The sequence below is a fragment of the Anaerococcus sp. C0059F3 genome (assembly GCF_056590475.1).
The window spans coordinates 67,078-90,933 of record NZ_JBWPWE010000006.1; the positions used below are offsets into that span (position 1 = coordinate 67,078).

24 protein-coding genes are annotated in these 23,856 nt (G+C 38.6%); 20 read left to right on the top strand and 4 right to left on the bottom strand.

What is annotated here, in order from left to right; translation table 11 throughout:
- Nucleotides 1-63: 63 nt before the first annotated feature.
- Nucleotides 64-501, bottom strand: coding sequence for a peptide-methionine (R)-S-oxide reductase MsrB (gene msrB / locus AC1EJ5_RS05185; RefSeq protein ID WP_479814973.1), 438 nt, complete (start codon nucleotides 499-501; stop codon nucleotides 64-66).
- Between the two features lie 105 nt (nucleotides 502-606).
- Here msrB and AC1EJ5_RS05190 point away from each other — a divergent pair, with 105 nt between their 5' ends.
- The 3 genes from AC1EJ5_RS05190 (at nucleotide 607) to groL (ending at nucleotide 3,864) form a co-directional block, all read left to right on the top strand.
- On the top strand, nucleotides 607-1,827 hold the full coding sequence (locus AC1EJ5_RS05190; protein ID WP_479814975.1) for a pyridoxal phosphate-dependent aminotransferase: 1,221 nt from the start codon (nucleotides 607-609) through the stop codon (nucleotides 1,825-1,827).
- Nucleotides 1,828-1,952: 125 nt separating this feature from the next.
- Nucleotides 1,953-2,237 carry a co-chaperone GroES gene (locus AC1EJ5_RS05195; RefSeq protein WP_479814977.1) on the top strand — a complete coding sequence of 95 codons (285 nt, stop codon included), beginning with the start codon at nucleotides 1,953-1,955 and terminating at the stop codon, nucleotides 2,235-2,237.
- A gap of 10 nt (nucleotides 2,238-2,247) precedes the next feature.
- Nucleotides 2,248-3,864, top strand: coding sequence for a chaperonin GroEL (gene groL / locus AC1EJ5_RS05200; RefSeq protein WP_479814979.1), 1,617 nt, complete (start codon nucleotides 2,248-2,250; stop codon nucleotides 3,862-3,864).
- Nucleotides 3,865-4,433: 569 nt separating this feature from the next.
- On the opposite strand, the gene AC1EJ5_RS05205 is transcribed toward groL, so the two are convergent.
- On the bottom strand, nucleotides 4,434-5,354 hold the full coding sequence (locus AC1EJ5_RS05205; RefSeq protein ID WP_479814981.1) for a lactate/malate family dehydrogenase: 921 nt from the start codon (nucleotides 5,352-5,354) through the stop codon (nucleotides 4,434-4,436).
- A 180-nt stretch (nucleotides 5,355-5,534) separates the two neighbouring features.
- Here AC1EJ5_RS05205 and AC1EJ5_RS05210 point away from each other — a divergent pair, with 180 nt between their 5' ends.
- The 7 genes from AC1EJ5_RS05210 to AC1EJ5_RS05240 all read left to right on the top strand — a co-directional run bounded on the left by AC1EJ5_RS05210 (nucleotide 5,535) and on the right by AC1EJ5_RS05240 (nucleotide 11,844).
- The gene (locus AC1EJ5_RS05210; RefSeq protein WP_479814983.1) at nucleotides 5,535-5,912 is read left to right on the top strand and encodes a GntR family transcriptional regulator; all 378 of its coding nucleotides are present in this window, start codon (nucleotides 5,535-5,537) and stop codon (nucleotides 5,910-5,912) included.
- Nucleotides 5,905-6,999 (top strand): DUF1648 domain-containing protein, encoded by a 1,095-nt coding sequence (locus AC1EJ5_RS05215; protein ID WP_479814985.1) that lies wholly within the window; start codon nucleotides 5,905-5,907, stop codon nucleotides 6,997-6,999. Before AC1EJ5_RS05210 ends, AC1EJ5_RS05215 begins: the two co-directional genes overlap by 8 nt.
- 162 nt (nucleotides 7,000-7,161) lie before the next feature.
- Nucleotides 7,162-8,316 carry an NAD(P)-dependent malic enzyme gene (locus AC1EJ5_RS05220; RefSeq protein ID WP_479814987.1) on the top strand — a complete coding sequence of 385 codons (1,155 nt, stop codon included), beginning with the start codon at nucleotides 7,162-7,164 and terminating at the stop codon, nucleotides 8,314-8,316.
- Between the two features lie 250 nt (nucleotides 8,317-8,566).
- Complete coding sequence (locus tag AC1EJ5_RS05225; RefSeq protein WP_479814989.1) at nucleotides 8,567-9,382, top strand: Cof-type HAD-IIB family hydrolase; 816 nt, start codon at nucleotides 8,567-8,569, stop codon at nucleotides 9,380-9,382.
- The gene (locus tag AC1EJ5_RS05230; RefSeq protein WP_223419188.1) at nucleotides 9,375-10,166 is read left to right on the top strand and encodes an MBL fold metallo-hydrolase; all 792 of its coding nucleotides are present in this window, start codon (nucleotides 9,375-9,377) and stop codon (nucleotides 10,164-10,166) included. Before AC1EJ5_RS05225 ends, AC1EJ5_RS05230 begins: the two co-directional genes overlap by 8 nt.
- Nucleotides 10,163-10,975, top strand: a complete 813-nt coding sequence (locus tag AC1EJ5_RS05235) for a tRNA 2-thiocytidine biosynthesis TtcA family protein (RefSeq protein ID WP_479814991.1) — start codon at nucleotides 10,163-10,165, stop codon at nucleotides 10,973-10,975. The genes AC1EJ5_RS05230 and AC1EJ5_RS05235 overlap by 4 nt, the downstream gene beginning before the upstream one ends.
- Nucleotides 10,972-11,844, top strand: coding sequence for an undecaprenyl-diphosphate phosphatase (locus tag AC1EJ5_RS05240; RefSeq protein ID WP_479814993.1), 873 nt, complete (start codon nucleotides 10,972-10,974; stop codon nucleotides 11,842-11,844). The genes AC1EJ5_RS05235 and AC1EJ5_RS05240 overlap by 4 nt, the downstream gene beginning before the upstream one ends.
- Before the next feature lie 138 nt (nucleotides 11,845-11,982).
- Here the strand turns inward: AC1EJ5_RS05240 and AC1EJ5_RS05245 are convergent, their stop codons facing one another.
- Nucleotides 11,983-12,996: a threonine aldolase family protein gene (locus tag AC1EJ5_RS05245; RefSeq protein WP_479814995.1), complete on the bottom strand. Its 1,014-nt coding sequence runs from the start codon at nucleotides 12,994-12,996 to the stop codon at nucleotides 11,983-11,985.
- 232 nt (nucleotides 12,997-13,228) lie between these two features.
- Here AC1EJ5_RS05245 and AC1EJ5_RS05250 point away from each other — a divergent pair, with 232 nt between their 5' ends.
- The 10 genes from AC1EJ5_RS05250 to AC1EJ5_RS05295 all read left to right on the top strand — a co-directional run bounded on the left by AC1EJ5_RS05250 (nucleotide 13,229) and on the right by AC1EJ5_RS05295 (nucleotide 22,547).
- Nucleotides 13,229-13,450, top strand: a complete 222-nt coding sequence (locus tag AC1EJ5_RS05250; RefSeq protein WP_209774891.1) for a FeoA family protein — start codon at nucleotides 13,229-13,231, stop codon at nucleotides 13,448-13,450.
- Entirely contained in the window at nucleotides 13,450-13,677 is a 228-nt protein-coding gene (locus AC1EJ5_RS05255) for a FeoA family protein (RefSeq protein WP_209774890.1), read from the top strand. The genes AC1EJ5_RS05250 and AC1EJ5_RS05255 overlap by 1 nt, the downstream gene beginning before the upstream one ends.
- Nucleotides 13,674-15,821: a ferrous iron transport protein B gene (feoB, locus tag AC1EJ5_RS05260; RefSeq protein ID WP_479814997.1), complete on the top strand. Its 2,148-nt coding sequence runs from the start codon at nucleotides 13,674-13,676 to the stop codon at nucleotides 15,819-15,821. Before AC1EJ5_RS05255 ends, feoB begins: the two co-directional genes overlap by 4 nt.
- 37 nt (nucleotides 15,822-15,858) lie before the next feature.
- Nucleotides 15,859-16,008, top strand: a complete 150-nt coding sequence (locus AC1EJ5_RS05265; RefSeq protein ID WP_479814999.1) for a FeoB-associated Cys-rich membrane protein — start codon at nucleotides 15,859-15,861, stop codon at nucleotides 16,006-16,008.
- A 91-nt stretch (nucleotides 16,009-16,099) separates the two neighbouring features.
- The gene (gene mnmL, locus AC1EJ5_RS05270; protein WP_479815001.1) at nucleotides 16,100-17,032 is read left to right on the top strand and encodes a tRNA modification radical SAM protein MnmL/YtqA; all 933 of its coding nucleotides are present in this window, start codon (nucleotides 16,100-16,102) and stop codon (nucleotides 17,030-17,032) included.
- A complete protein-coding gene (locus tag AC1EJ5_RS05275) occupies nucleotides 17,017-17,622 on the top strand; it encodes an isochorismatase family protein (RefSeq protein ID WP_479815003.1) in 606 nt (201 codons plus the stop codon). Before mnmL ends, AC1EJ5_RS05275 begins: the two co-directional genes overlap by 16 nt.
- A gap of 9 nt (nucleotides 17,623-17,631) precedes the next feature.
- A complete protein-coding gene (locus AC1EJ5_RS05280; protein WP_479815005.1) occupies nucleotides 17,632-17,976 on the top strand; it encodes a zinc ribbon domain-containing protein YjdM in 345 nt (114 codons plus the stop codon).
- 851 nt (nucleotides 17,977-18,827) lie between these two features.
- Entirely contained in the window at nucleotides 18,828-20,813 is a 1,986-nt protein-coding gene (gene tkt, locus AC1EJ5_RS05285) for a transketolase (protein WP_479815007.1), read from the top strand.
- 105 nt (nucleotides 20,814-20,918) lie between these two features.
- Complete coding sequence (locus AC1EJ5_RS05290; protein ID WP_308748932.1) at nucleotides 20,919-21,500, top strand: DJ-1 family glyoxalase III; 582 nt, start codon at nucleotides 20,919-20,921, stop codon at nucleotides 21,498-21,500.
- A 3-nt stretch (nucleotides 21,501-21,503) separates the two neighbouring features.
- A complete protein-coding gene (locus AC1EJ5_RS05295; protein WP_479815009.1) occupies nucleotides 21,504-22,547 on the top strand; it encodes an NAD-dependent epimerase/dehydratase family protein in 1,044 nt (347 codons plus the stop codon).
- Nucleotides 22,548-22,570: 23 nt separating this feature from the next.
- Here AC1EJ5_RS05295 and gltS read toward each other — a convergent pair whose 3' ends face one another.
- Nucleotides 22,571-23,749 carry a sodium/glutamate symporter gene (gene gltS / locus AC1EJ5_RS05300; RefSeq protein WP_479815011.1) on the bottom strand — a complete coding sequence of 393 codons (1,179 nt, stop codon included), beginning with the start codon at nucleotides 23,747-23,749 and terminating at the stop codon, nucleotides 22,571-22,573.
- Nucleotides 23,750-23,856: the final 107 nt, after the last annotated feature.

Consider the following 23,856-nt stretch of genomic DNA (forward strand, 5'->3'; position numbering starts at 1 on the left):
ATTAAATTACACTTATAAAGAAGAAATAAAATTAATAAAAAAAGGGACAACTGTCCCATTTTTCTATTTGAAAATTTTTAGGTATTGGCCGTAGCCTTCTTCTTCGAGTTTATCTTTTGGGATAAATCTCAAAGCTGCGCCGTTTATGCAATATCTAAGCCCTGTTGCTTCCCTTGGTCCGTCTGGAAAGACGTGGCCTAAGTGGCTGTCGGCTTCTTTGCTTCTAACCTCGATTCTTTTTCTCATAAGTTTGAAGTCGTCTTTTTCGGTAAGTTCTGTTCCCTCGATTGGTTTGGTAAAGGAAGGCCAACCGCAACCTGCATTGAACTTATCTTTTGAAGAGAAAAGTGCTTCGCCAGAGACTATATCAACATAAATCCCATCTTCATAAAAATCGTCATATTCTGATGAAAATGGCATTTCTGTCCCGCTTTCCTGAGTCACTTTGTATTGGATATCACTTAATTTTTTCTTTAAATCTTCTTTATTATATTTAGTCATAAAATCTCCTTCTTTTTTAAATTCTTACCCAATTTGCAGGGGAAAACCCAAGTCATAAGAAAAAAATTCGGTATAATAATATAAAACCTAGTAAAGGAGAAAAGTATGACAATGACTATCAAAAAAAGCGGAAATTCTGGTCCGGATCTCGCTTTTTCAATAAATGCCAAGGTTAAAGCTGCCCAAGCGAAGTTTGGCAAAGAAAACGTAATAAATGCTGTTTTAGGAACCTTAGCCGACGATGAGGGAAATATTATAGCCCTTGATTCTTTTTATAAAAGGCTTGAGACCATGGATAGGGGATTAATCGCATCCTATGCCCCAATCGAAGGGGAAAAAGCCTTTAGGGAAACTGTCCTCGACCTTCTTTTTGAAGATAATAGACCAGCTGCCTATATGGAAGTAGTTTCCACACCAGGTGGGACAGGGGCAATCAGAAATGGGATTTTTTCCTATGCAGACATAGGAGATCCTGTTATTTGCCACGATTATTTTTGGCAGCCTTACCAAAAAATGTGCATTGAATTTGATAGGGATTTTAGGACCTACAATTTCTTCACCAAAGACTTTAAATTTGACCTGGCTTCCTACAAAGCTTGCCAAGATGAGGCCCTAAAAGACCACGATAGAATGGTATCTATTATTAATTCTCCAGGCAATAACCCAACTGGCTATTCGCTTTCTGATGAGGAATGGGATGAGGTCATAAAAATTTCTAAGGAAGCTGTAGAAAAAGGCAAAAAAATCACCCTAATCATAGATGTGGCCTATATTGAATTTGCAGGTGATGGAGAACAGAAAAAATTCTTCAAGAAATTTGAGGGACTTCCTGAAAATCTCATGGTCTTAGTAGCCTTTTCTATGTCCAAGGCATACACAGCCTATGGTCTAAGAAGTGGAGCTGTGGTTGGGATTTCAAGTTCTAAAGAGGAAATTGAAGACTTTAAGGATGCCATGGCTGCATCTGCTAGGTGTAATTGGTCAAACGGGGTCCACGCTCCCCAGCTAATCTTAGTTGAACTTGCTAAGGATGAAAACAAGGGAGAATACGACAAGGAACTCGCATCTTTAAAGGCCATGCTTAAGGAAAGGGCAGATGTATTTGTAAAAGAAGCGGCTGATCACAAGATTAATATTATCCCATATTTTGGTGGGTTCTTCGCTTTTGTTCCAAGTGCCAGAGCCTTTGAGATTACAGAAAAACTTGAAAAAGAAAATATCTTCACCATCCCATCCGCCAAGGGAATAAGGATTGCCCTTTGCGCAACAAATAAAAAAGACGTGGTGAAATTAGTTGAAAGACTAGCCTTTTACATGGATAAATAAGACTTAAGCGAAAATACTCTTGAAAAAATAAATCCTATTAGTATACTATAACTAGGAGTTAGCAGTCAAAGAGTATGAGTGCTAACAAAAGCTATCATTATTTTATTTTCACAGGAGGAAATAATATGAACTTAAAACCAATCGGAGATAGAATTGTTATAAAAAAAGCTGAAGCAGAAAAAACTACAGCTTCTGGAATTGTCCTTCCAGAAAGCGCTCAAGAAAAACCACAATACGCAGAAGTAGTTGCAATCAGCGCTGATATAGAAAATGACGAAAAGAAAAAAGACAACCTAAAAGTTGGCGATAAGGTTATTTATTCACAATACGCTGGCACAGATGTTAAACTTGACGGTGATGAATTTATCGTAGTTAAATACAACGACATCTTGGCAGTAGTAGAAGGTTAAGGAGGAAAAAATGGCAAAAGATATTAAATTCGGTACAGATGCTAGAGACGGTCTCGAAAGAGGTATAGATAAACTTGCAAATGCAGTAAGGGTAACCCTTGGACCAAAGGGCAGAAATGTAGTTCTTGACAAGGCTTACGGTGCACCAACCATCACAAACGACGGTGTTACAATAGCAAGTGAAATTGAACTTGAAGACAGATTTGAAAATATGGGAGCCCAACTTGTAAAAGAAGTTGCAACCAAAACAAATGACGTAGCAGGTGACGGTACAACAACAGCTACAGTCCTCGCTCACTCAATCATCAAGGAAGGCCTAAAGAACCTTGCAGCAGGTGCAAACCCAATTGTTTTAAACAAGGGACTTAAAAAAGCAACAGACACTGTAGTTGAATATATCAAGGAAAACTCAAAAGAAGTTGAAGACAAGCAAGCGATCGAAAACGTAGGAACAATTTCTTCCCAAGATCACAACATAGGCAAGCTAATCGCTGACGCTATGGAAAAAGTTGGCAACGACGGAGTAATTACAGTTGAAGAATCAAAGACAACTGACACTTACCTTGATCTTGTAGAAGGTATGCAATTTGACAAGGGCTACCTATCACCATACATGGCAACAGACAATGAAAAGATGATAGCAGAACTTGAAGACCCATACATTCTATTAACAGATAAGAAGATTTCAAACATCCAAGAAATCCTACCACTACTAGAACAAATCGTTCAAGAATCAAGACCACTTCTAATCATAGCTGACGATGTAGACGGCGAAGCCCTCACAACACTTATCTTAAACAAATTAAGAGGAACCTTCAACGTAGTAGCAGTAAAAGCACCAGGCTATGGCGACAGAAGAAAGGCCATGCTTGAAGATATAGCCATCCTTACAGGCGGCAAGGTAGTGAGTGAAGACCTAGGAATGGACCTAAAGGAAGCTACAATTGACATGCTTGGATCTGCTAAAAAAGTCAAAGTAGACAAAGATAATACAACAATCGTAGAAGGCAAAGGCGACAAGGCTGCCCTAGCTGAAAGAGTTGAAAATATAAGAAACCAAGCAGGCAAAGAAGAAAGCGAATACGAAAAAGAAAAACTTCAAGAAAGACTTGCTAAACTTGCAGGTGGTGTTGCAGTAATAAATGTAGGTGCAGCCACAGAAACAGAAATGCAAGAGAAAAAATACAGAATTGAAGACGCCCTATCAGCAACCAGAGCGGCTGTTGAAGAGGGAATTGTAGCAGGTGGTGGAGTAGTCCTAGTAGGAGCAATTGATAAGGTAGAAGAACTTAGAGAAAGTCTAATAGGCGACGAAAAGACAGGTGCCCTAATCATAGAAAGAGCCCTAGAAGCCCCACTAAGACAAATAGTAGAAAACGCAGGACTTGACGGATCTGTAATAGTAGAAAAGGTTAAAAATAGCGACAAAGAAGAAGGCTACGACGCCTACGAAAATAAATTCGTAAACATGTTCGAAGCAGGAATCGTAGAACCAACAAAAGTAACCAGATCAGCCCTACAAAACGCAGTAAGCGTAGCAGGAATGATCCTAACAACAGAAGCCGCAGTAGCAGACATCCCAAAAGAAGAACCACCAATGGCAGCACCACAAATGCCAATGTATTAAGAGGCAGGCCCGTGCGGCCCGTAGAGCACCCTCCATGGAATGGTTCGCAGCGAAGTGAGAAAGAAGAGAGGCGCTTAGAGGGCCCCTGCGGAGCAGTCGAGCTTTAGCTCGATAGCCACCGCGGCTGAAGGAGCGGCCTCCACGCGAAGCCCTAACCCCATTTGTGTAACAAATGGTTGGTAGGACTGGTGCAGAGGCTGAGTGGTCGAGCGAAGCGAGAGAAAAAACCAGGAGATTAACTCCTGGTTTTTTAATGTTATAATTTGTCTTTATTTTAAATTATAGGAATTAAAAGAGTATAATAATTATGTTATCATCGCTCTCATTAGCATGAGAGGAGGTGAGTTCATGTGGAGAGTAATTGATTTCATTCTTGACGTTGCAGTACAAGTACTTGGTAACTACTTGTATAAATGGCTAAACGACAAGATTAATGATGATAACTAGCCAATAAAAAAGACGAGGCCCAATCCTCGTCTTTTTTTGGTAGTCCATGTAAAGTAATTGATTTCATGGTATTATTAATATACCCACTATTTGTGGATTTTCAACATTAGTAGATTTTGACTTTACTTATATTTCTCCCTATTAGCCTTCAAAACTTTTTCGGAATGTTTTAGTCTTTCTAGTTCTTCTTCTGTTAATTTTAGTTCGATGGCTTTTTCCATGCCGTTTTTGCCTAGGACGCATGGGGTGGATAGGTAGATGTCATTAAGGCCGTACATGCCTTCCATTAGGGTTGCTACTAGTATTACTTTTTTCTTGTCGTTTACTATGGCGTCTATCATGGAACATACTGTATTTCCAATGCCGCACTGGGTGTGGCCCTTGCCATCTATTACCCTCCAAGCCCTTTCCCTTACGAGGTTTTCAACGTCATCTCTTGAAAAGCTTGCTGGATTTTGTTTTAGGTATTCGTCAAATTGAAGGTTATTGATAAAGATATTTGACCAGGCTACAAATTGGCTTTCGCCATGTTCGCCAAGTACAACTCCCCTTACATCTGCTGGGTCGATTTCTAAAAGCTTGCAAAGGGTGGTGTTTAGCCTTGTTGTATCAAGTGCTGTACCAGATCCTATGACTCTTTCTTTTGGAAATCCACTTGCCCTGTAGACAAGATCTGCCATTAAATCGCAAGGATTGCCCACAACTATGAAGATGCCATCAAAACCAGCTGCCACGATTTCCTTAACATAGGCTTCTGTGGCGTCTTTGAACATTTCGTATTCTTCAAGTCTGTCGCGGATGCCGTCAAGACTGCCTGTGGCGGTTACGATTATGTCCCTGTCTGCCATGTCCTTGTAGGCTCCCCAGCTCATTTTTACATAATGTGGGTAGAAGCTTGACGCATCTTCAATATCCATGGCTTGGGCCTTGGCCCTTTCTTCGATTATATCATTGTATTTTATGTCAGAAGCTATTCCCATTCTTGCTGCTGTGTAGCCAACTGCAAAGCCTACAGCTCCTGCACCGATTATTCCTAATTTCATATTTTCACCTCGTCAATATTATAACCCAGAAACAAGAAAACGCATAATTTTTTAACAAAGTCCTTTAAACTTTGTCAGGTAATCCGATTTTTATAAAAATAAAAAAATTTTAAAAAAACTATTTACATCTTGCTAGTATTGTTATATAATATATATAACATATAGGACAAAGGAGGACTCATGTTTTTAGAAATTGATTTTAAATCTGACTTGCCTATCTATGAGCAAATCAGAAGGGGGATAATTATAGGTCTATCCAAGGGCCAAATAAAGCCAGGTGACAAACTACCTTCTGTAAGGGAGATGGCGGAAAATATTGGGATTAATCTCCACACTGTAAACAAGGCCTACAAGCTTTTGGAGGCCGACGGTGTCTTAACCATGGATCGTAGGTTTGGAAGTTTGGTTAGTGGGGAAAATCATCCTATGAAAGATTTTGACAGTGAGGAAATGGCATCAGAGCTTGACCTTTTAATTGCTATTGCCAGGCTAAAGGGCCTTAGCGAGGAAGAATTTATATCTAATATTAATAAAAAATGGGAGAATAAAAATGACTGAAGCAAGATTTATAGCAATAAATTATACATTTGTCCTTGTAATGGTTGGTATAATTCAGGTCTTTGTCCAGACTTTTTCTAAAAAAGGCTACACACTTGGAGTTTCTGTCCCAAAAGATGTAGGAGAGACAGAAACAATGAAGCAAATTCTGATAGATTATAAGATAATGACTCTGACTTTGACAATTTTTCTTGGTCTTGTCCAGTATTTTGCCTCCTACCTTACAGAGTCAGTTGGCATAATTACACTCATCTTTTTTATAAGTATTGCCCTTTTGTCTGTACCTCTAATAATTTATAATAAAAATCTCAAAAATATGACACAGGGGCTAAGCCAAGACAAGAGGAAAATCATCGCTATCGACAACAATGAAGGCAAGGCAGACTTAAGGAAAATAATGGCCATTGCCTACGGAGCATCTCTTTTATTAATAATAGGAGTAAGCTTATTTTTGTTTATAAACTACGATAAAATTGCCGATAAAATCATTATGCACACTGATTTTGAAGGAAATGTTACAGATATGAGGGATAAAACCTACCTCAATGTCTTTTATCCAAGCCTAATAAGTGCCGCAATGCTTTTGATGTTTTATTTTATAAACCTTATGGTTATCAAGGTGAGACCAAGAATCTCAAAGGAAAATCCAGAAAAATCTCTTGCTAATAATAGAAAAGCCAAGAAAGCTTGGACCTATTACTTAGGTCTAAATGCCTTTGTAATGACCTTGCTTTTTGAAATCGGAGTTAATTTCCTAGCCCTAAAAAATATTAGCCTACCTTTGTATATCTTAACTGGTCTTACAATAATATTATCAATCGGTGGTGTGATTTACCTTGGAATCAAGGTCGGCACTGACGGTTCAAGACTTGATAAGATGGAAGATTTTTCCTTTGAAGAAGATGACAAGTATTGGATTTTGGGAGCTGGTTTTTATAATAATCCCGATGATCCAGCAATTTTTGTGCCAAAAAGAGTGGGAGTTGGCTATACAATTAATATAGGTAGGCCTTTGGGAAAGTTTATATTAATTATAACCTTTGCCATCCTTATCTTTTCTCTAGTTTCCATGTTTATATTTAAATAAAATTCTAATTTCCTCCTTGCGTGTAAAGCAGGGAGGACTTTTTATTCAATAATTCATTTCCTACCAGGAATTATTCGTCTTGTTAAATATTTCATATAATTTTTCACAAATCTATGTTATAATTAGGGAAGAAAAGGATTTTATAGATAGGGAGGAAATCTTATGGACGTTTATCAAATAGCACTCAAAAAACATGAAGAATGGCAGGGCAAGGTTGCAACAGAGGTTAAGGCAAAGGTCTTAAATGCAGAAGACCTAACCTACGCCTACACACCAGGCGTGGCAGAGCCTTGCAGGAAAATCCACGAAGATGAAGCCAAGGCCTATGTCTACACCTCAAAGGCAAACACAATCGCAGTTGTTTCTGACGGTTCAGCTGTTCTTGGCCTTGGCAATATCGGACCAAAGGCAGCCATGCCAGTTATGGAGGGTAAGGCTGTACTTTTTAAGGAATTTGGCGATGTAAATGCAGTACCAATCGTTCTTGACACCCAAGATGCCGACCAAATCATAGAGACAGTTAAAAATATTGCCCCAGGTTTTGGAGGGATCAATCTCGAAGACATTTCTTCACCAAGGTGCGTTTATATAGAAAACAAACTCAAGGAAATCCTTGATATTCCAGTCTTCCACGACGACCAACACGGCACAGCCATTGTAACTGTGGCAGCTTTGATAAATGCCCTAAAGATTGTAAATAAAAAGGTAAGTGACATCAAAGTAATAATTTCTGGAGCAGGTGCGGCAGGCTATTCTATCACCAAACTTCTTCTAGATTTAGGAGTTAAAAATATCATCGCCTGTGATTCAAAAGGCACAATCAACAAAACCCACCTTGAAGGCTCAAACCCTGTTAAGGCCGAGCTTGCAAAGATAACCAACAAAGACAACCTTGTTGGCAGCCTCAAAGAAGCCATCAAGGGATGCGATGTTTTTGTTGGAGTTTCTGCCCCAGGTGTTATTGACGAGGCTGACATAAAAAATATGGCGGCTGATCCAATTGTCTTTGCCATGGCAAATCCAGTGCCTGAAATCGATCCAGCCCTCGCCAAGGAAGCAGGTGCTGCGGTTGTTGCCACAGGTAGGTCAGATTTCCCTAACCAAATCAACAACGTCCTAGCCTTCCCAGGTATTTTCAGAGGTGCTCTAGATGCCCACGCAGAAGAAATCACAGACTCCATGAAACTTGCCGCAGCAAAGGCTCTTGCAAATCTTGTAAGCGAAGAAAAACTATCAGCCGACTACGTAATTCCAGGTGCTTTCGAAGAAGGCGTTGCAGATGCAGTAGCAAAAGCTGTAAAGGCTGAAATCAAGTAGACAAAACTTTTAAAACAAGAAGGGAAATGTTCGGTTGAAATTTCCTGACACATTTCGTCACCCCCCAGCGCCCTTTCGACGACCGGAGGGAGGAGAAATCTTATAAAGCCGAGACTATGTAAAATATCGATGTTCAAATATCAGACCACCCCAAACTTGGGGTGGTTTTTATGTCCCTTTTTAAATTGAATATAGGCCTAAAACTAGTAAAATAATAGGAGTTTGAGAGAAGAAAAAGAAAGTGGATTTAATGAAAAAAGATATAAAATTAATAGCATTTGACATAGACGGAACAATTATTACCGAGGATCTCAGAGTCCTTGAAGAAACCAAAGAAATAATTAAAGATTTAAAGAAAAAGGGAATCCAAATCGTCCTTTGCACAGGAAGGACCTTTAACGGTTTTTACTGGATAAGGGAAGAGCTGGGCCTTATGGACTTTGATGATTATTCAATCACCTGCACAGGTGCCTTTGTCAGGCAAAACGCCACAGGCAAGGCCCTTATCAAAAAGACTTTATCACCAGACCAAGCACAGCAAATAGCTGCCAAGCTTGATGACGACAAGATTGACGTCACTATCCACACTAGGGACATCCTCTATAACAAGGCAAGAAAGCCAAATAAATATTTCCTAATAGATAAGTATAAGATGAGGATGCCTTGGCTTAGGTATGAGAACATGGAAGACATCCACGACGACTTGGCCAGGGTTTGTTTTGAAAGTGACATTAAAACCCTTGATGAATTTGAAAAAAGACACAAGGATGACTTCAAAGAAGACTATAAGTATATGAGAAATGACCCAACCATCATTGAAGTCTTAAACAAAGATGCTGGTAAGTCTGAAACCCTAGCGGAATTTGCGGATATGCTTGAGATCAAAATGGATGAGATTATGTATTTTGGCGACGGGGCAAATGATGTCAAATCCTTAAAGGCTGTGGGAGTCGGAGTTGCTATGGGCAATGCTGGCGAAGTTACAAAAAAAGCCGCAGATTTCGTAATCGGCACCAACGACACACCTGCCATTGCAGAATTTTTGAGAGAATATTTTAATGACTAAATTTGTAGTTTTATCGTCAGGATCTTCTGGAAATTCAGTTTTTATCGAACATGACGGGACAAAAATTTTGGTTGATGCTGGCTTTTCTGGCAGGCAAATCGAAAGACTCCTCGAAAGTGTTGGCGAATCGGCAACAAGACTTGACGGAATTTTCCTAACCCACGAGCACGCCGACCATGCCAAGGGTGCGGCAGTTCTTGCCAAGAGGTTTAAAATCCCACTTTATGCCAACAGGGGGACATGGAAGGCTATCCTTCCAAAGACCAAGAATTTCAAGGAAGAGCTCATAGGAGAATTTAAGTCCAACGAGTTTTTAAATTTTAAATCCATGGATATTTATCCGATTTCAACCTACCATGACGCCAACGAGCCGGTAGGTTTTATACTTTACTTAGGCAACAAAAAAATTACACTGCTCACAGATACAGGTGTGATTGACGATAAGATTGCCTACCAAATCAAGGGGTCTGATATTTATTACCTAGAGGCCAACCACGACCTTGAGGCCCTAAAAATTGGACCTTATCCCTACAATTTAAAACTCAGGGTCATGGGCAAGATGGGCCATTTGTCAAACGACCAGGCCGCAGAAATCCTAGGTGATGCCCTAGAAGGCAGGGGAGAAGCTGTTTTTCTTTCCCATTTGTCAACCACAAACAACACCGAAGAATTATCCAAAATCACAGTCGAGACCTATCTCAAAGGCCTAGGCCTTGACACCGACAAGGATATATCGCTTGAAGTGTCCAAAAGATACGAACCATCAAGGAAAATAATACTATGACAGACATAAAAGAAATTGAAAAATCACTTATAAAAAAATATAGAAAAGAGCTTTGGTCGCCCTTTATCAAAGCGGTCAAGGAATTTAATTTAATCGAAGAAGGTGATAAGGTAGGAGTTGCCATATCTGGTGGCAAGGATTCACTAATCTTAGCCAAACTTATCGAGGAACTTCACAAACATTCACCGGTCAAATTTGACGTAGAATACCTATGCATGAACCCTGGCTACGACGAAGAAAATTTGAATTTACTAAAAGAAAATCTCGCCTATCTTAAAATCCCAGCCAAGATTTACGACTCTAGAGTCTTTGATATTTCAGAGACCTTGGCCGATGGGGGCAATCCTTGCTATCTTTGCGCGAGGATGAGGAGGGGCTTTCTCTATGCCAAGGCAAAGGAACTTGGTTGTAACAAATTAGCCCTTGGCCACCACCTAAACGACGTAATCGAAACTATCATGATCAACGTCCTCTATGCGGGCAATTACAAGACTATGAAGCCAAAACTTACCGCCCAAAATTTTGATGACATGCTCTTAATCAGACCTCTTTATTACCTGAGGGAAGATGACATCATCAGGTGGAGGGACTTTGCGGAATTAAGGGCCCTCGATTGTGCCTGTACAGTCACCAAATCAAGCGAATCCCACACCAGAAAAAAGGTTAAAGAACTTATAGCAGACATTAGGAAGGATAATCCAAATGTGGAAATGTCTATCCTAAGATCATCAGAAAATGTCAACTGCGACATGGTCCTAGCCTACCAAATAAAGGGCGAAAAACACTCATTCATGGAGGAATTTAAATGATAATAGACCTAATCAAGGTACTAATCCTTTCTATAGTAGAAGGGGTTACAGAATTTTTGCCCGTTTCATCAACAGGCCACCTTATCCTTGTAAACCAATTTGTAAAACTCGAACCAGAAGGCTTTTCAAACGCCTTTAACGTAATCATCCAGCTAGGAGCCATCCTATCTGTAGTTGTCCTTTACTTTGAAAGGCTCAACCCTTGGACAAAATCAAAGATTAGACTTCCAAAAAATTACGAAGAATTAAACCGTCAGTCAAAGGCATATTTTATCCTAAGCCACCCAGATAAGAAAACCATTAACTTGTGGCTAAAAGTCATTGTAGGAGTCCTTCCAGCCATGGTCCTAGGCCTCTTATTTGACGATTTGATTGACCAATACCTTTTTAATCCAATGACCGTAGCAGCCATGCTCCTTGTCTGGGGTCTAATAATAATTTTCGTTGAAAAGAGAAATAAAAATATCAAATACGAATCTTTGGCAGACGTCCCATACACAACAATATTGATGATAGGATTTTTCCAATGCTTGGCCATGGTTCCAGGCACATCAAGATCAGCCGCCACAATCATCGGCGCCATGGTCCTAGGCTTATCTAGGCCTGCCGCTGCAGAATTTTCCTTCTTCCTAGCCATCCCAACCATGCTAGGAGCGACACTTTTAAAACTCGTCAAAAACCTAGGAGGATTTTCGGGAAACCAATGGTTCTTAATCCTAATCGGCATGGTCCTATCCTTTATAGTAGCCTTTGTAGTAATCAAGAAATTCCTAGCCTACGTCAAAAAACACGACTTCATCCCATTTGGAATCTACAGGATAATCCTTGCAGTAGTGGTCTTTGCCTATTTTCTAATAGTAAATAAATAAGAATAAACAAAAAACGGTATTTTTGACCTGAATTCCTCCATCCGCATCCCGGATTTTGGTTTTTAGGTCATTATTACCGTTTTTTTATTTCTATAAATTTTATCTTTACAAAGGAAGGGCTTATTATATATTATAAAGCTAAATTTCTTCCAAAAATCCCTTGATTTCCTCTTCTTTTGTTCTGAAAGTAGTTACAAGTCTTATAATTTTTTTGTCTTCTTTTTCTCCGGTTATTTCAAATTGTGCGATTTTTTGCCATTTTTCAAGTTGGTTGTCATCCAAAATTACAAAAATTTGGTTGGATTCGAAAGGATAGGCCAGGTCGTAGCCTTTTTCATCAAGGCCATCCGCTAAAATTTTTGCCATTTGGTAGGCTTTTTTGGATCCTTTTAGGTAAAAGTCTTGGTCTTTAAAGACTGTCTCCCACATAATTCCAGAAATGAAGCCTTTGGCGAGCATGGTTCCTTTTTGTTTGATGAGGTTATTCATATCTTTTTTTAATTCGTCATTTACTACCACTAGGGCTTCGCCAAATAAGAGGCCTGCCTTGGTCCCGCCAAGATAAAAGATGTCACAAAGCTTGGTCAAATCTTTTAGGCCGTAGTCGCATTTTTCTGATGCGAGGGCGGCTGCCATTCTTGCCCCGTCTATGAAAAGATAGAGGTCATTTGCCTTGCAATAGGCGCAGATTTCTTCGAGGTCTTTTTTCTTATAGAGAGTGCCTACTTCTGTGGTGTTTGAAATGTAGACCTTTTTAGGAACTGTCATGTATTCGGTTGTGAATTTTTTATGGCAATTTTCTATGGACTCTCTGGAAAGTTTGCCGTCTTCTGTGTCGATTAGTTCGATTTTAAGGCCAGTCGCTTCGATAGATCCTGCTTCGTGACCCTCAATGTGGCCTGTATTGGCGGAAAGGATTGAATCTTGTTGGCGCATGCCAGCTGCAGCCCCAATTATATTTGCTCCTGTACCTCCTGGGAGTAAGTAAATGTCTACATTTTCATCTCCTAGGGCTTTTTTTATGAGTTTTCTGGCATTTTCGCTATGGGGATCTGTCCCGTATCCAGGATTTTTTTCGTCTATGGCTTCTTTTAGGGCATCGAGGATTTGAGGATAGCATATTGAGTTATAATCATTTACAAAAAAATACATATTTCCCTCCTTTTTTTGAGTGCTTGCTACCAATATTATATCAAAAATTGTTTAAAAAATTAAAATAATTATATTATAGAACGCTTTCCAGCAGTATATGAAAAGAGATTGCCAAAATATAACAATAATTATTATCAAATAGTATTGATATTCATTATCCCCTATGATATCATATAGCTATAAAGAGAGGTTTTGACTCGATTTACATATATATGTGTGGAAAGGAGATTTTATGCCTATCACATTATGTAGTATTGGTGACTTAGTCGAGGTCATCAAAATAAAAGGTGACGATAAAGTCATCAAACACTTGCAAAACCTAGGTTTTGGCAAGGGACGACAAATTAAGGTACAAAGCTTTGACGGAGTTAATTACATATTTTCTATTGATGATAATAGGTTCGCTCTAAACAAAGATTTGGCAAAAAAAATTATAGTTAGAGAGGTTCAATAATGAGTTTTTTGAATGAAGTGCCTATAAAAAGCACTGTTAGGGTAACCAAGGTGGGCGGAGATGGCCCTACCAAGAGGAGAATTATGGATATGGGTATTACAAAAAATACTGAAATCTATATTAGAAAAGTAGCTCCTTTAGGAGACCCTATACAAATTAATTTAAGAGGATACGAACTAAGCATCAGAAAAGATGACGCAAAGAATATAAGTGTGGAAAAGATATGACATTTAGAGTAGCTTTAGCAGGTAACCCTAACTCAGGGAAAACCACCCTTTTCAACGCCCTAACAGGCTCAAATCAAAGGGTAGGTAACTGGCCAGGTGTTACCGTAGATAAAAAGGAAGGTCTTTTAAAAGGCCACAAAGACATTATTATTGAAGACTTACCAGGAATTTATTCCCTATCTCCATATACTATGGAAGAAGTTGTTTCTAGGGAATACCTCCTTAACGAAAAACCAGATTTAATCATCAACCTAGTTGACGGATCAAACTTGGTAAGAAACCTATACCTTACAAGCCAATTATCAGAGCTTGGTATTCCAATGCTTATATCCCTAAACATGATGGATATAGTTAGAAGCAAGGGAGATCAAATTGATGTTGATGCTTTATCTAAGGAAATAAATGCGCCTATAGTCGAAACTATAGCAGCTAGGGAAAAAGGTATTGACGAATTAATCAAAAAAGTCTTAGAGCTTGTAAAGGGCGGAGAAAAACCAAATACTATGGTTTTCGATGATGAACTTGAAGAAGCTTTAGGAGCAATTTCAGAAGACTTAAAACCAATAGTTGGCCAAGATTTTTCTAGGTATTATGCAATAAAGGCTTTTGAAAATGATGATGAATCAATGAACCACATCACAATTCCTAGTGATATTTTAGCAAAAATCGAAAAAATTAGATACGATTTTGAAGCAAAAGAAGACGATGATTGCGAGTCAATCATTACTACAGGTAGGTATGAGAATTTAGCTGAACTTTCTGAGAAGGTTCTAGTGAAGGCTCCTGTAAAACCATCTATAACAGATAAGGTTGATAAGATTGTAACTAGTAGAATCTTAGGTCTACCAATCTTTGCCCTTGTAATGTTTTTGGTATTTTTCGGTGCAGTTTATGAACATTCACCAGGAACTATGGGTACTGATGCAGTTAACGGCTTCTTTGAAGATACACTTACACCAGCAGTTGGTGCTTGGATGGAAGGAGCTAATATAAACCCAGTTCTCCAATCATTAGTTACTGACGGTGCACTTGCAGGTGTGGGAGCAGTACTTGGATTCTTACCACAAATGATGGTTCTATTTGCTCTATTATCAATACTTGAAGATATAGGTTATATGGCAAGGGTTGCCTTCATCATGGACAGACTTTTCAGAAGATTTGGTCTATCAGGTAAATCATTCATCCCAGCCATGGTTGCAACAGGATGTGGTGTACCAGGTGTCCAAGCATCAAGAACAATCGAAAATGAAAGAGATAGAAAGATTACAATCATGACAGCTACTTTCATGCCTTGTTCAGCAAAATTACCAGTAATTGCCCTAATCGTAGGTGCATTTTTCCCAGAACATCGAGCCTTAGTATCATTCTCATTCTATGCGATTGGTATAGCTTCAATTGTATTTTCTGGTATTATCTTAAAGAAATTTAAACAACTTGCTGATGAACCAGCACCATTTATCATGGAGCTTCCTCCATACCACGCACCAAGAGTAAAATCAGTTTTAACTGACGTTTATAACAAGTCTAAGGCCTATGTTAAGAGAGCAGGAACAATAATCTTCCTATCATCTATCATAATTTGGTTCTTAACAAACTTTAACTTCAGATTACAATTGATTGAAGAAAACTCAGAAGGATCAATCATAGCTGTATTAGGTTCTGTAATCGGTGTTATCTTTAGGCCAATAGGATTTGGAAGCTGGCAATCTACAGTTGCAACAATTTCAGGATTCGTTGCAAAAGAGAACGTAGTTTCTACAATGGGCGTTGTTTTAGGCCTTGGTAGTGATGTTGCAGAAGATACACCAGAATTGCTTCAAGCTTTCGGCGCTGCAATAGGAACACCAGTTGCAGGTTATTCATTCTTACTATTTAACATGCTTTGCATGCCATGTTTTGCAGCAGTAGGTGCTATCAAGACAGAAATGGATGACAATAAGTGGACAGCAATCACTATTGCTTATCAAATGGGCTTTGCCTATATAGTAAGCTTCATCTTCTACCAACTAGCAAGCTTCTTTGCTTATGGTAAATTTGGAATAGGCACAGTACTTGGAATAGTAGCTCTAATATTCTTCATCTACATGGTTATTAGAAAACCATACGTAAGAAAGAATATCGAATACGATAAGTCTTTAGCATAAGAGGAGAAATATTTCTCCATAGAGAAAGAAGGAAATAATGAACTTACAATCATGGATTCTCCTAGTAGTCATACTAGCAATTTGTACTTATATAGTATATACTAAATTTGTAAAGAAAAGTGACTCATGCGGATGTGGAGAATGCTCAGCTTGTTCTAGCGAGGATAAGAAATCTTGCTGTGATTAATATTTTATAAAATGTATAAAGTAAAAGGCTCTACACCCGTAGGGTCTTTTATTTTAGGGATTTTTGGACCTTTAAGGGGTATATTTATCCTATGAGGATAGAAATTAACAAGAAACGCTACAGGGATTTTGATTCCTATATGAAGGAAAAATTTAATAAAAAAATCATCAAATTGCCCTTAGATGGCGGTTTTACCTGTCCAAATAGGGATGGAACTATATCTAAAGAAGGCTGTATTTTTTGCTCAGAGGCAGGCTCTGGTGAATGGACTTTTGGGAAAAAATCAATTAGAGAACAAATTTCTCACCAAAAGGCGAGGCTCTCAAAAGAGGGAAGACCAGAGGCCTATCTTGGATATTTTCAAAATTTTACCAACACATATGGAGATCTTTCAAGGCTTAGAAAACTCTATTATGAGGCTTTGAGAGATGATGATATAATAGGCCTTGCCATAGCGACCAGGGCGGATTGTTTGTCTGATCAAGTCCTTGATTTATTAGAAGAAATCAATAACAAATATTTTCTCATAGTTGAGCTTGGTATGCAAAGTGTAAATGATAGGACCCTTGCATTGATAAATAGGGGTTACGACCATGTGACGTTTGACTCTGGCCTTAAGAAACTAAAGGCTAGGGGAATCAAAGTTCTAGTCCACATGATTGTGGGTCTACCCTTTGAAGGCTATGATGATTATATTAAGACTATTTCCTATATAAATGAAGCAGCGCCATGGGGGATTAAAATCCATAACCTCTATGTAGAGGAAAATTCCAAGTTAGAAAAGTTTTACCAGGAAAATAAGCTCACTTATGGTATGGATATGGATGAATATGTTAAAATAGTGGTAGAGATTCTTAGGAAACTAAGACCAGAGATTGTCATAAATAGATTGACAGGCGATGGGATAAATGATAAAATCGCCTTTCCAATCTGGTCTAAAAACAAGGCTAAGATTTTAACCAGCATTGATAAAATAATGAAAGATAAAAATTATAGACAGGGGGATTTATGGAAAGAAGAATAGATAAGAGATTTTTTACAAATGCACTTAGCGAAGACGGAACCTATACAGCTAAGGATAGGTCACTACTTTTGGTAGTTGATATTCAGCCAAAGCTCATGGTAACCATGGAAAAGGGCGAGAGGACAACCAGAAATACTGTCGGCCTTATCAAGGCTTTTAAAAAGTACGGTATGGCTGTTCTTGCAACAGAGCAATATCCAAAGGGCCTTGGCAGGTCTGATGAGGAAATTTTGGCAGAAATTGAAGGGGATAAGATATTTGCAAAGACAAGTTTCAACGCCCTAACTCCAGAAGTTTACGAATTTATCAAGGAAAATAAAATCGAAAAAGTCTTTGTGACAGGGGCAGAAGGCCACATTTGTATCTATCAAACCATTAGAAGCCTTTTAGATATGGGCCTTGATGTATTTTACGTTGATGATGCGATTTCGTCTTATTCTGATGAGCTTAAGAAAATTGCCAGAAAATCCCTAAGAGATATGGGAGCTGTCCTTGTAAATACAGAGCTAGTTCTATTTGACCTGGCCGTTGATAGCAAGGACCCAAATTTCAAATTTGTTTCAAACTTAGTAAAAGAATTAAGAAAGTAGGAGGAAAAAATGACAGATTTACCTAAATGCCCATCTTGTGGTGAAAATTATACCTATAAAGACGGACATATCTATGTCTGTCCGATTTGCTTCCACGAATGGTCCGACAAGGAAGAAGAGGCCGTAGAAAAGGCTAAAGTTACCAGAGATGCTGTAGGCAACATTCTAGAAGATGGCGACAATGCAAGTGTTGTAAAGGATTTGAAATTAGGATCTGAAACAATAAAGCAAGGTGCCAAGGTGACTAACATAAAAATTTTGGAAAATCCAGTAAATGGCCACGATATAGACGCCAAGGTGGAAGGCTTTGGGTCATTATATTTGAAATCTTCTGTTATAAAAAAGGTTAATTAACAAGACTACTTTGTAATACAAAGTAGAAAAACTCTCTCTCAATCTACCGCCAAGTAGGTTTGGGGGAGAGTTTTTTGTTTTATTATCCAAGATAATTTACTTTATTTTGTAAGTAAATAGATGATTAAATATTTGTTACAGTTGAATCTTCGGAATAAAGGGGACCCCAAGGGAACGTTTCGCACGTTCCCTCATCGGGTCCCCTTTAAAACCCCTTCCGTTACACCCTCCGGGCGACCCCTCTCGGGGGATAAGGTGTTTGCCTTTGGCAAACTATTGATATAGCAGTTCCGCTGTTTATGCTGAACTATTTTCTAACTTTTTTGACATTCAGTCGGCTAAAAATCTCAATCTAGTCAGACTTGTGTTGTGCTTTTAATTCTAGGTAACAGTATTTATTACATTTTAATTTTTAGGTAGCTGTCAGTGAGATTTTCTTTACGCCTTCTTCATTTACAAAATTTTTGGTCTCAAGATTTTCACTTATGTAAATATTATATTTATCAGGTTCGTTTGGATTTGTTAAACATTGCTATATAAGCAATTGGCTATAATAAAATATTTTAATTTACTAGATGTCATCCCGATAGAAGGAGCGAGCATGACCCTCGGCAGTTGGAGAGGAATGACGAGGGTTCTTATGAATTAGGGACCAGAATATTCTAAGGGATTTTTTTCTCCTACAATACAAACAAATCTTATAGATTCCAGATTAATAGCAGAATATATTTTTTTATTTTTGTTAATTTTTTGCTAACTTTTACGTTTGGAATAAGTGTCTTATAAGAGTATAATAGGCTTGAAATTTACTAACGTTTTCTTGGAAAAAATTTGTTATCAAAGGAGATTTAATGTTTAACAAAGATGATTTTAAGGCGGTTAATGCCGTTAGAACCCTTTCCGTTGCTCAAATAGAAAAGGCTAATTCTGGCCACCCTGGCCTTCCTATGGGGGCTAGTCCTATGGCTTATGCCTTATTTAACAAGGTTTTAAAGGCAAATCCTAAAAATCCTTGCTTTTTTGACAGGGATAGGTTTGTTTTATCTGCTGGTCATGGATCTGCTATGCTTTATTCACTTCTTCATTTGTCTGGTTATGACATTTCTATGGATGATTTAAAAAACTTTAGGCAAATCGGATCTATTACTCCAGGTCACCCAGAAGTTGGGATGACTCCTGGTGTTGAGGTTACAACAGGCCCACTTGGCCAAGGTATAGCCCAGGCTGTAGGTCTTGCTGCAGCTGAAAAGCATTTGGCTGCTCTTTATAATAAGGAAGATTTAAAACCAATCGACCACTACACCTACGTTCTTTGCGGTGATGGCGACCTTATGGAGGGCGTTTCCTATGAGGCAATGAGCCTTGCAGGTCATTTGACACTTGACAAGCTAATTATCCTTCATGATTCAAACGACATTTGCCTTGACGGCGATCTTGATACATCTTTTTCTGAATCTGTAAAAGACAGGGTCCTTGCCCAAAATTGGGCCTATGACAGGGTCGAAGATGGGGAAGACTTAGAAGCAATCCTTTCTGCAATCGAAAAGGCCAAAGAAAATGACAAGCCAACCTTAATAGAAGTTAAAACTGTGATTGGTTTTGGCTCTGTAAACCAAGGAACTAACAAGGTTCACGGTGCACCAATAGGAGCTGAAGACTTTGAAACAGTTAAAAAAGCCTATGACTGGAATGCTGAAGATTTTGTAATCTCAGATGACATTTACCAAACTTTCGAAAATGGCATTGGAAAACGTGGCAAAGAAGCCAACGACGCTTGGGATGGCCTTATGAAAGAATATGGTGAAAAATATCCAGAAGACTATAAGGAATTAATGGCTGGAATCAACAGAGAATTACCAGAAAATTTCCTTGACCAAGTTAGAAAATATTCCCACGAAGATAAGGCTCTTGCGACTCGTGCTTCAGGTGGTGAAATCTTACAAGATTTAGCCAAAGTTTCTAGAAATATTTGGGGAGGATCGGCTGATCTTTTCTCATCAAATAAGACAAATATCAAAGATTCCAAGGCCTTTAGAGACGAATCTCCAGAAGGCAGAAATATTTGGTATGGTGTTCGTGAATTTGCTATGGCAGCTATTGGTAACGGAATTATGGCCCACGGCGGAACCTTCCACCATGTGTCAACATTCTTTGTATTTGCTGATTATCTCAAGGCTGCAGTTAGGCTTTCAGCTCTTTCACACTTGCCACTTTCTTATGTGATGACCCACGATTCTGTGGCAGTTGGTGAAGACGGCCCAACCCACGAACCAATCGAGCAACTTGCAATGCTTAGGGCTATACCAAATACTGTGGTTATTAGACCGGCAGACGCAAACGAAACCAGACTTGCTTGGAAGGTCGCTCTTGAAAGCAAGGATAGGCCAGTAGTCATTGCCCTTACACGTCAAAATGTGCCAAATCTTAAGGAAACAGAAGGGCTTGAGTCAATTGACAAGGGTGCCTATATCATAAAAGATAGTGAAAATCCAGAACTAATCCTAATTGCAACAGGATCAGAAGTAGCCCTTGGTCTTGAAGCTGCAGAAGTTTTAGAAAAAGAAGGCAAGGCTGTAAGAGTAGTATCAATGCCATCTATGGAATTATTCAAAGAACAAGATGCAGATTACAGAGAGAAAATATTGCCATCTGCAATTAGAAATAGGGTTTCTATAGAAATGGGAACTTCCTTTGGTTGGGGAGCTTTCACAGGTCTTGACGGCCTAAGCATCTCAATAGATAGATTTGGTATATCAGGTCCAGGTGGGGATGTTGCTAAAAAACTTGGTTTTAATGTAGAAAACATAGTTAAAGAAATCAAGGATAAATTCTATTAAATAGGTAATATAAAGAAAAATCTAAGCTGTGGTCCCCTGGACCATAGCTTTTTTGCTAGAAAATGTATATAATAATAGAAAAGAGTCTTATGAAAGAAGGATTTTATGAAGATATTAGAATTACTTGCAGACGGCAATGAAACAATAGAACTACTTACAGTTGTGGACTATCTTAGAAGGGCAGGAATTGAAATTGACATGGTTTCAACCACTGGCTCAAAAAAACTAAGAACCAGTCATGGAGTTAACTACCAAGCTGACTTTCTCCTAGAAGAGATAAATCCAGCGGACTATGACGGAGTCTACATACCAGGCGGTACTGCTGGTGCGGAAAGTCTTAGAGATAATGAAAAAGTTATTGAAATTGTAAAAGATTTTGATAAGGCAAATAAATTAATAGCAGCTATTTGTGCAGGCCCAATTGTCCTTGATAGGGCAGGAGTTTTAGCAAATAAAAAAGCGACTTCCTTCCCAACTATAAAAGCAGAACTTAAAAACATTGGCCAGTACATTGACGATGAAATAGTTGTGACAGATGGGAACATCACCACAGGCAGGGGAGCTGCTGTGACAAACTATCTAGCCCTTAGACTTGTGGAAATTATCAAGGGTGAGGAAGCAAAGGAAGAGATAAAATACGGCACCCAACACTCAGCTGTTGAAAAATACTTCGATATAAGGTTTTAATCTATGAAAAATGTCAGAAAAATATTTATCCTAGGTGGGGCAAATCTTTTTGGGAAAACCACAATTAGCCATGCCCTGGGCCTTGGCTATGCGGTTAAGGCAGTAGATCTCATCAAGCCAAGAGAATTTGAAAATACAAAGAATCTTGAATTTATATTAGCAGATTTTTTTGCCCTTTCTGATGGTGAGGCCATTAGCCTGATGGAAGATTGCGATAGCTTTATCTATGCAGGTGGGGTTTCTGATTTGACTGTGCCAAGAAAACCTGCTGGAAAATTTTTCTATGAAAAAAATGTTCTCCCAACTGGCAGAGTTGCAAGACTTGCCAAAAAGGCTGGTATCAAAAACTTCCTTATATTGGGAGATTATAGGACAGAGATAGGTGAAAAAAATGAAGTCCTAAGGAAAAATTCCTACCACAAAGAGCCTTATATCCAAACTAGGCTCATGCAAGAAATGATCGCAAATTTTGAGGGCGAACCTTTTATGAATGTATCTGTCCTAAGGCCAGGCCTTGTAATAGGAAAGACTGATAAATCAATACTCGGAGCCTTAATTAACCTTGCTAGCGTTAATGATAAAATACCGGTCACAGCTGGAGTAATTCCTTTAATATCAGCTGAGTCCCTAGCTAAGGCAGCGATTTACGCCCTTGAGCTAGAAGGTGATAAGAAGACCTACGCAGTTTCAACTTCAAAGATTTCCTACAGAGAGTTATTCAAGCTAATTATTGAAGTTATGGGAGAAACTGACGAGAAGACCTTGGTTGATAAGACTTTTGAAGACCTCCTTCCAGCCTACGAAAGAGATGCTAAGCTCACTGAAAAAAGAGGTCTTGAGCATGGCATTAGCCAGGTAAATATGCTAAGGGCAATGACCATAGATTTAAGTTTTAAATCAGACTTTGACCTAGGAAAAGAAGATTTAAATGATAATCTTAAGGAAATGATTAAATTTTACTTAAATGAAGATCAAGAATTAACCGAAGATGAAAAATATAATGAAGCAGAAAATATTATAGAAAATCCTGCAAATAAAGAAGACTGAAATTTGAAATTTCAGTCTTTTCTTTAGGCAAAATGATTTATAAAAAATGTTATTACTATTGGATTTGTAAAATTAACTGCGATGGCGAGAACTATTGGGAAGATAAACATCGCCAGGTCTGCTGGGCCTTTTTCCTCGATAATAGCCTCCATATTTGCCATGGCATTTGGAGTTTGACCAAGGCCAACCCCGCAGTGGCCTGCCACCATAACAGCAGCATCGTAGTCACGACCTAAGATATTAAAGGTCACAAGGCTGGTATAAAGAGCTATAAAAATTGCCTGGGCAATTAAAATGATAAGCATAGGTCCAGCAAGACCTAAAATTGCCGAAATATTTAAATTAATAAGGGCTAGGGATAAAAATAGGCTTAGGGAAATATTTCCCACTAGGTCGATATTATCCATATCGAGTGGTTTTTTGAGGGAATCGTAGATATTTCTCACAATGAGGCCTCCAAATTGGCAGCCCACATAGTAAGGGAAATTTACGCCGGTTTTAGCCAGGATTTTGTTGATAAAAGTACCGAGAAAGGCAGCTAGACCGATAATGATAATGGCCTTAGTCAGGGTTTTCTGGTTGGTTAAACTTTTTATATCAAACTTATTTTCCTTTGAAAGAGATCCCTTAGTTACAAGTTTATTTTTGCTGATCAAACGTCTGGCTGTAGGACCACCCACAAGAGATCCTGCCAAAAGGCCAAAGGTTGCGGCGGCGACTCCTATTGTAATATTTGATTCGGCTCCCATTTCTTCCATGATTTTACCAAAACTTATGGCAGAACCAATCCCACCAGTCATTGAAGTTGATCCCATGGCAATGCCGTGAAGGGGGTTGATGCCAAGGACTTTGGCAAGGCTAACCCCAATTATGTTCTGGAGGGGTAGAAGGATTATAATTGCTATTGCAAGTTTTATTCCAAGAGATCCTGATTTTTTGAGCATGGCAAAGGATGCTGAAAGACCTATGGCTGTGAAAAATATATTCATGAAGAAATCTTGGAGGATTTTGTCAAATTCAAGCTTTGCAATTCCGCTTTTTTCTAAAATCAAAACCAAAATTGAAATTATTAGGCCACCAATAACAGGGCTAGGTATAAAAAAAGTTCTTAAAAAACTAAATCTATCTTTTAAGAAATTGCCTAGGATAAGGGCAAAAATGGCGAGTCCCAGGCTTTGTAAGATGTCTAATTCTATGGTCATACTTTCCTCTTTTTCCTGATTTTCTGGATAAAATCCAAATATTTAGCCTTATTATATTTTTTTTTGCAAAAATAACAATATTTCTGGTCTTTTTCTTGAAAAGTCAA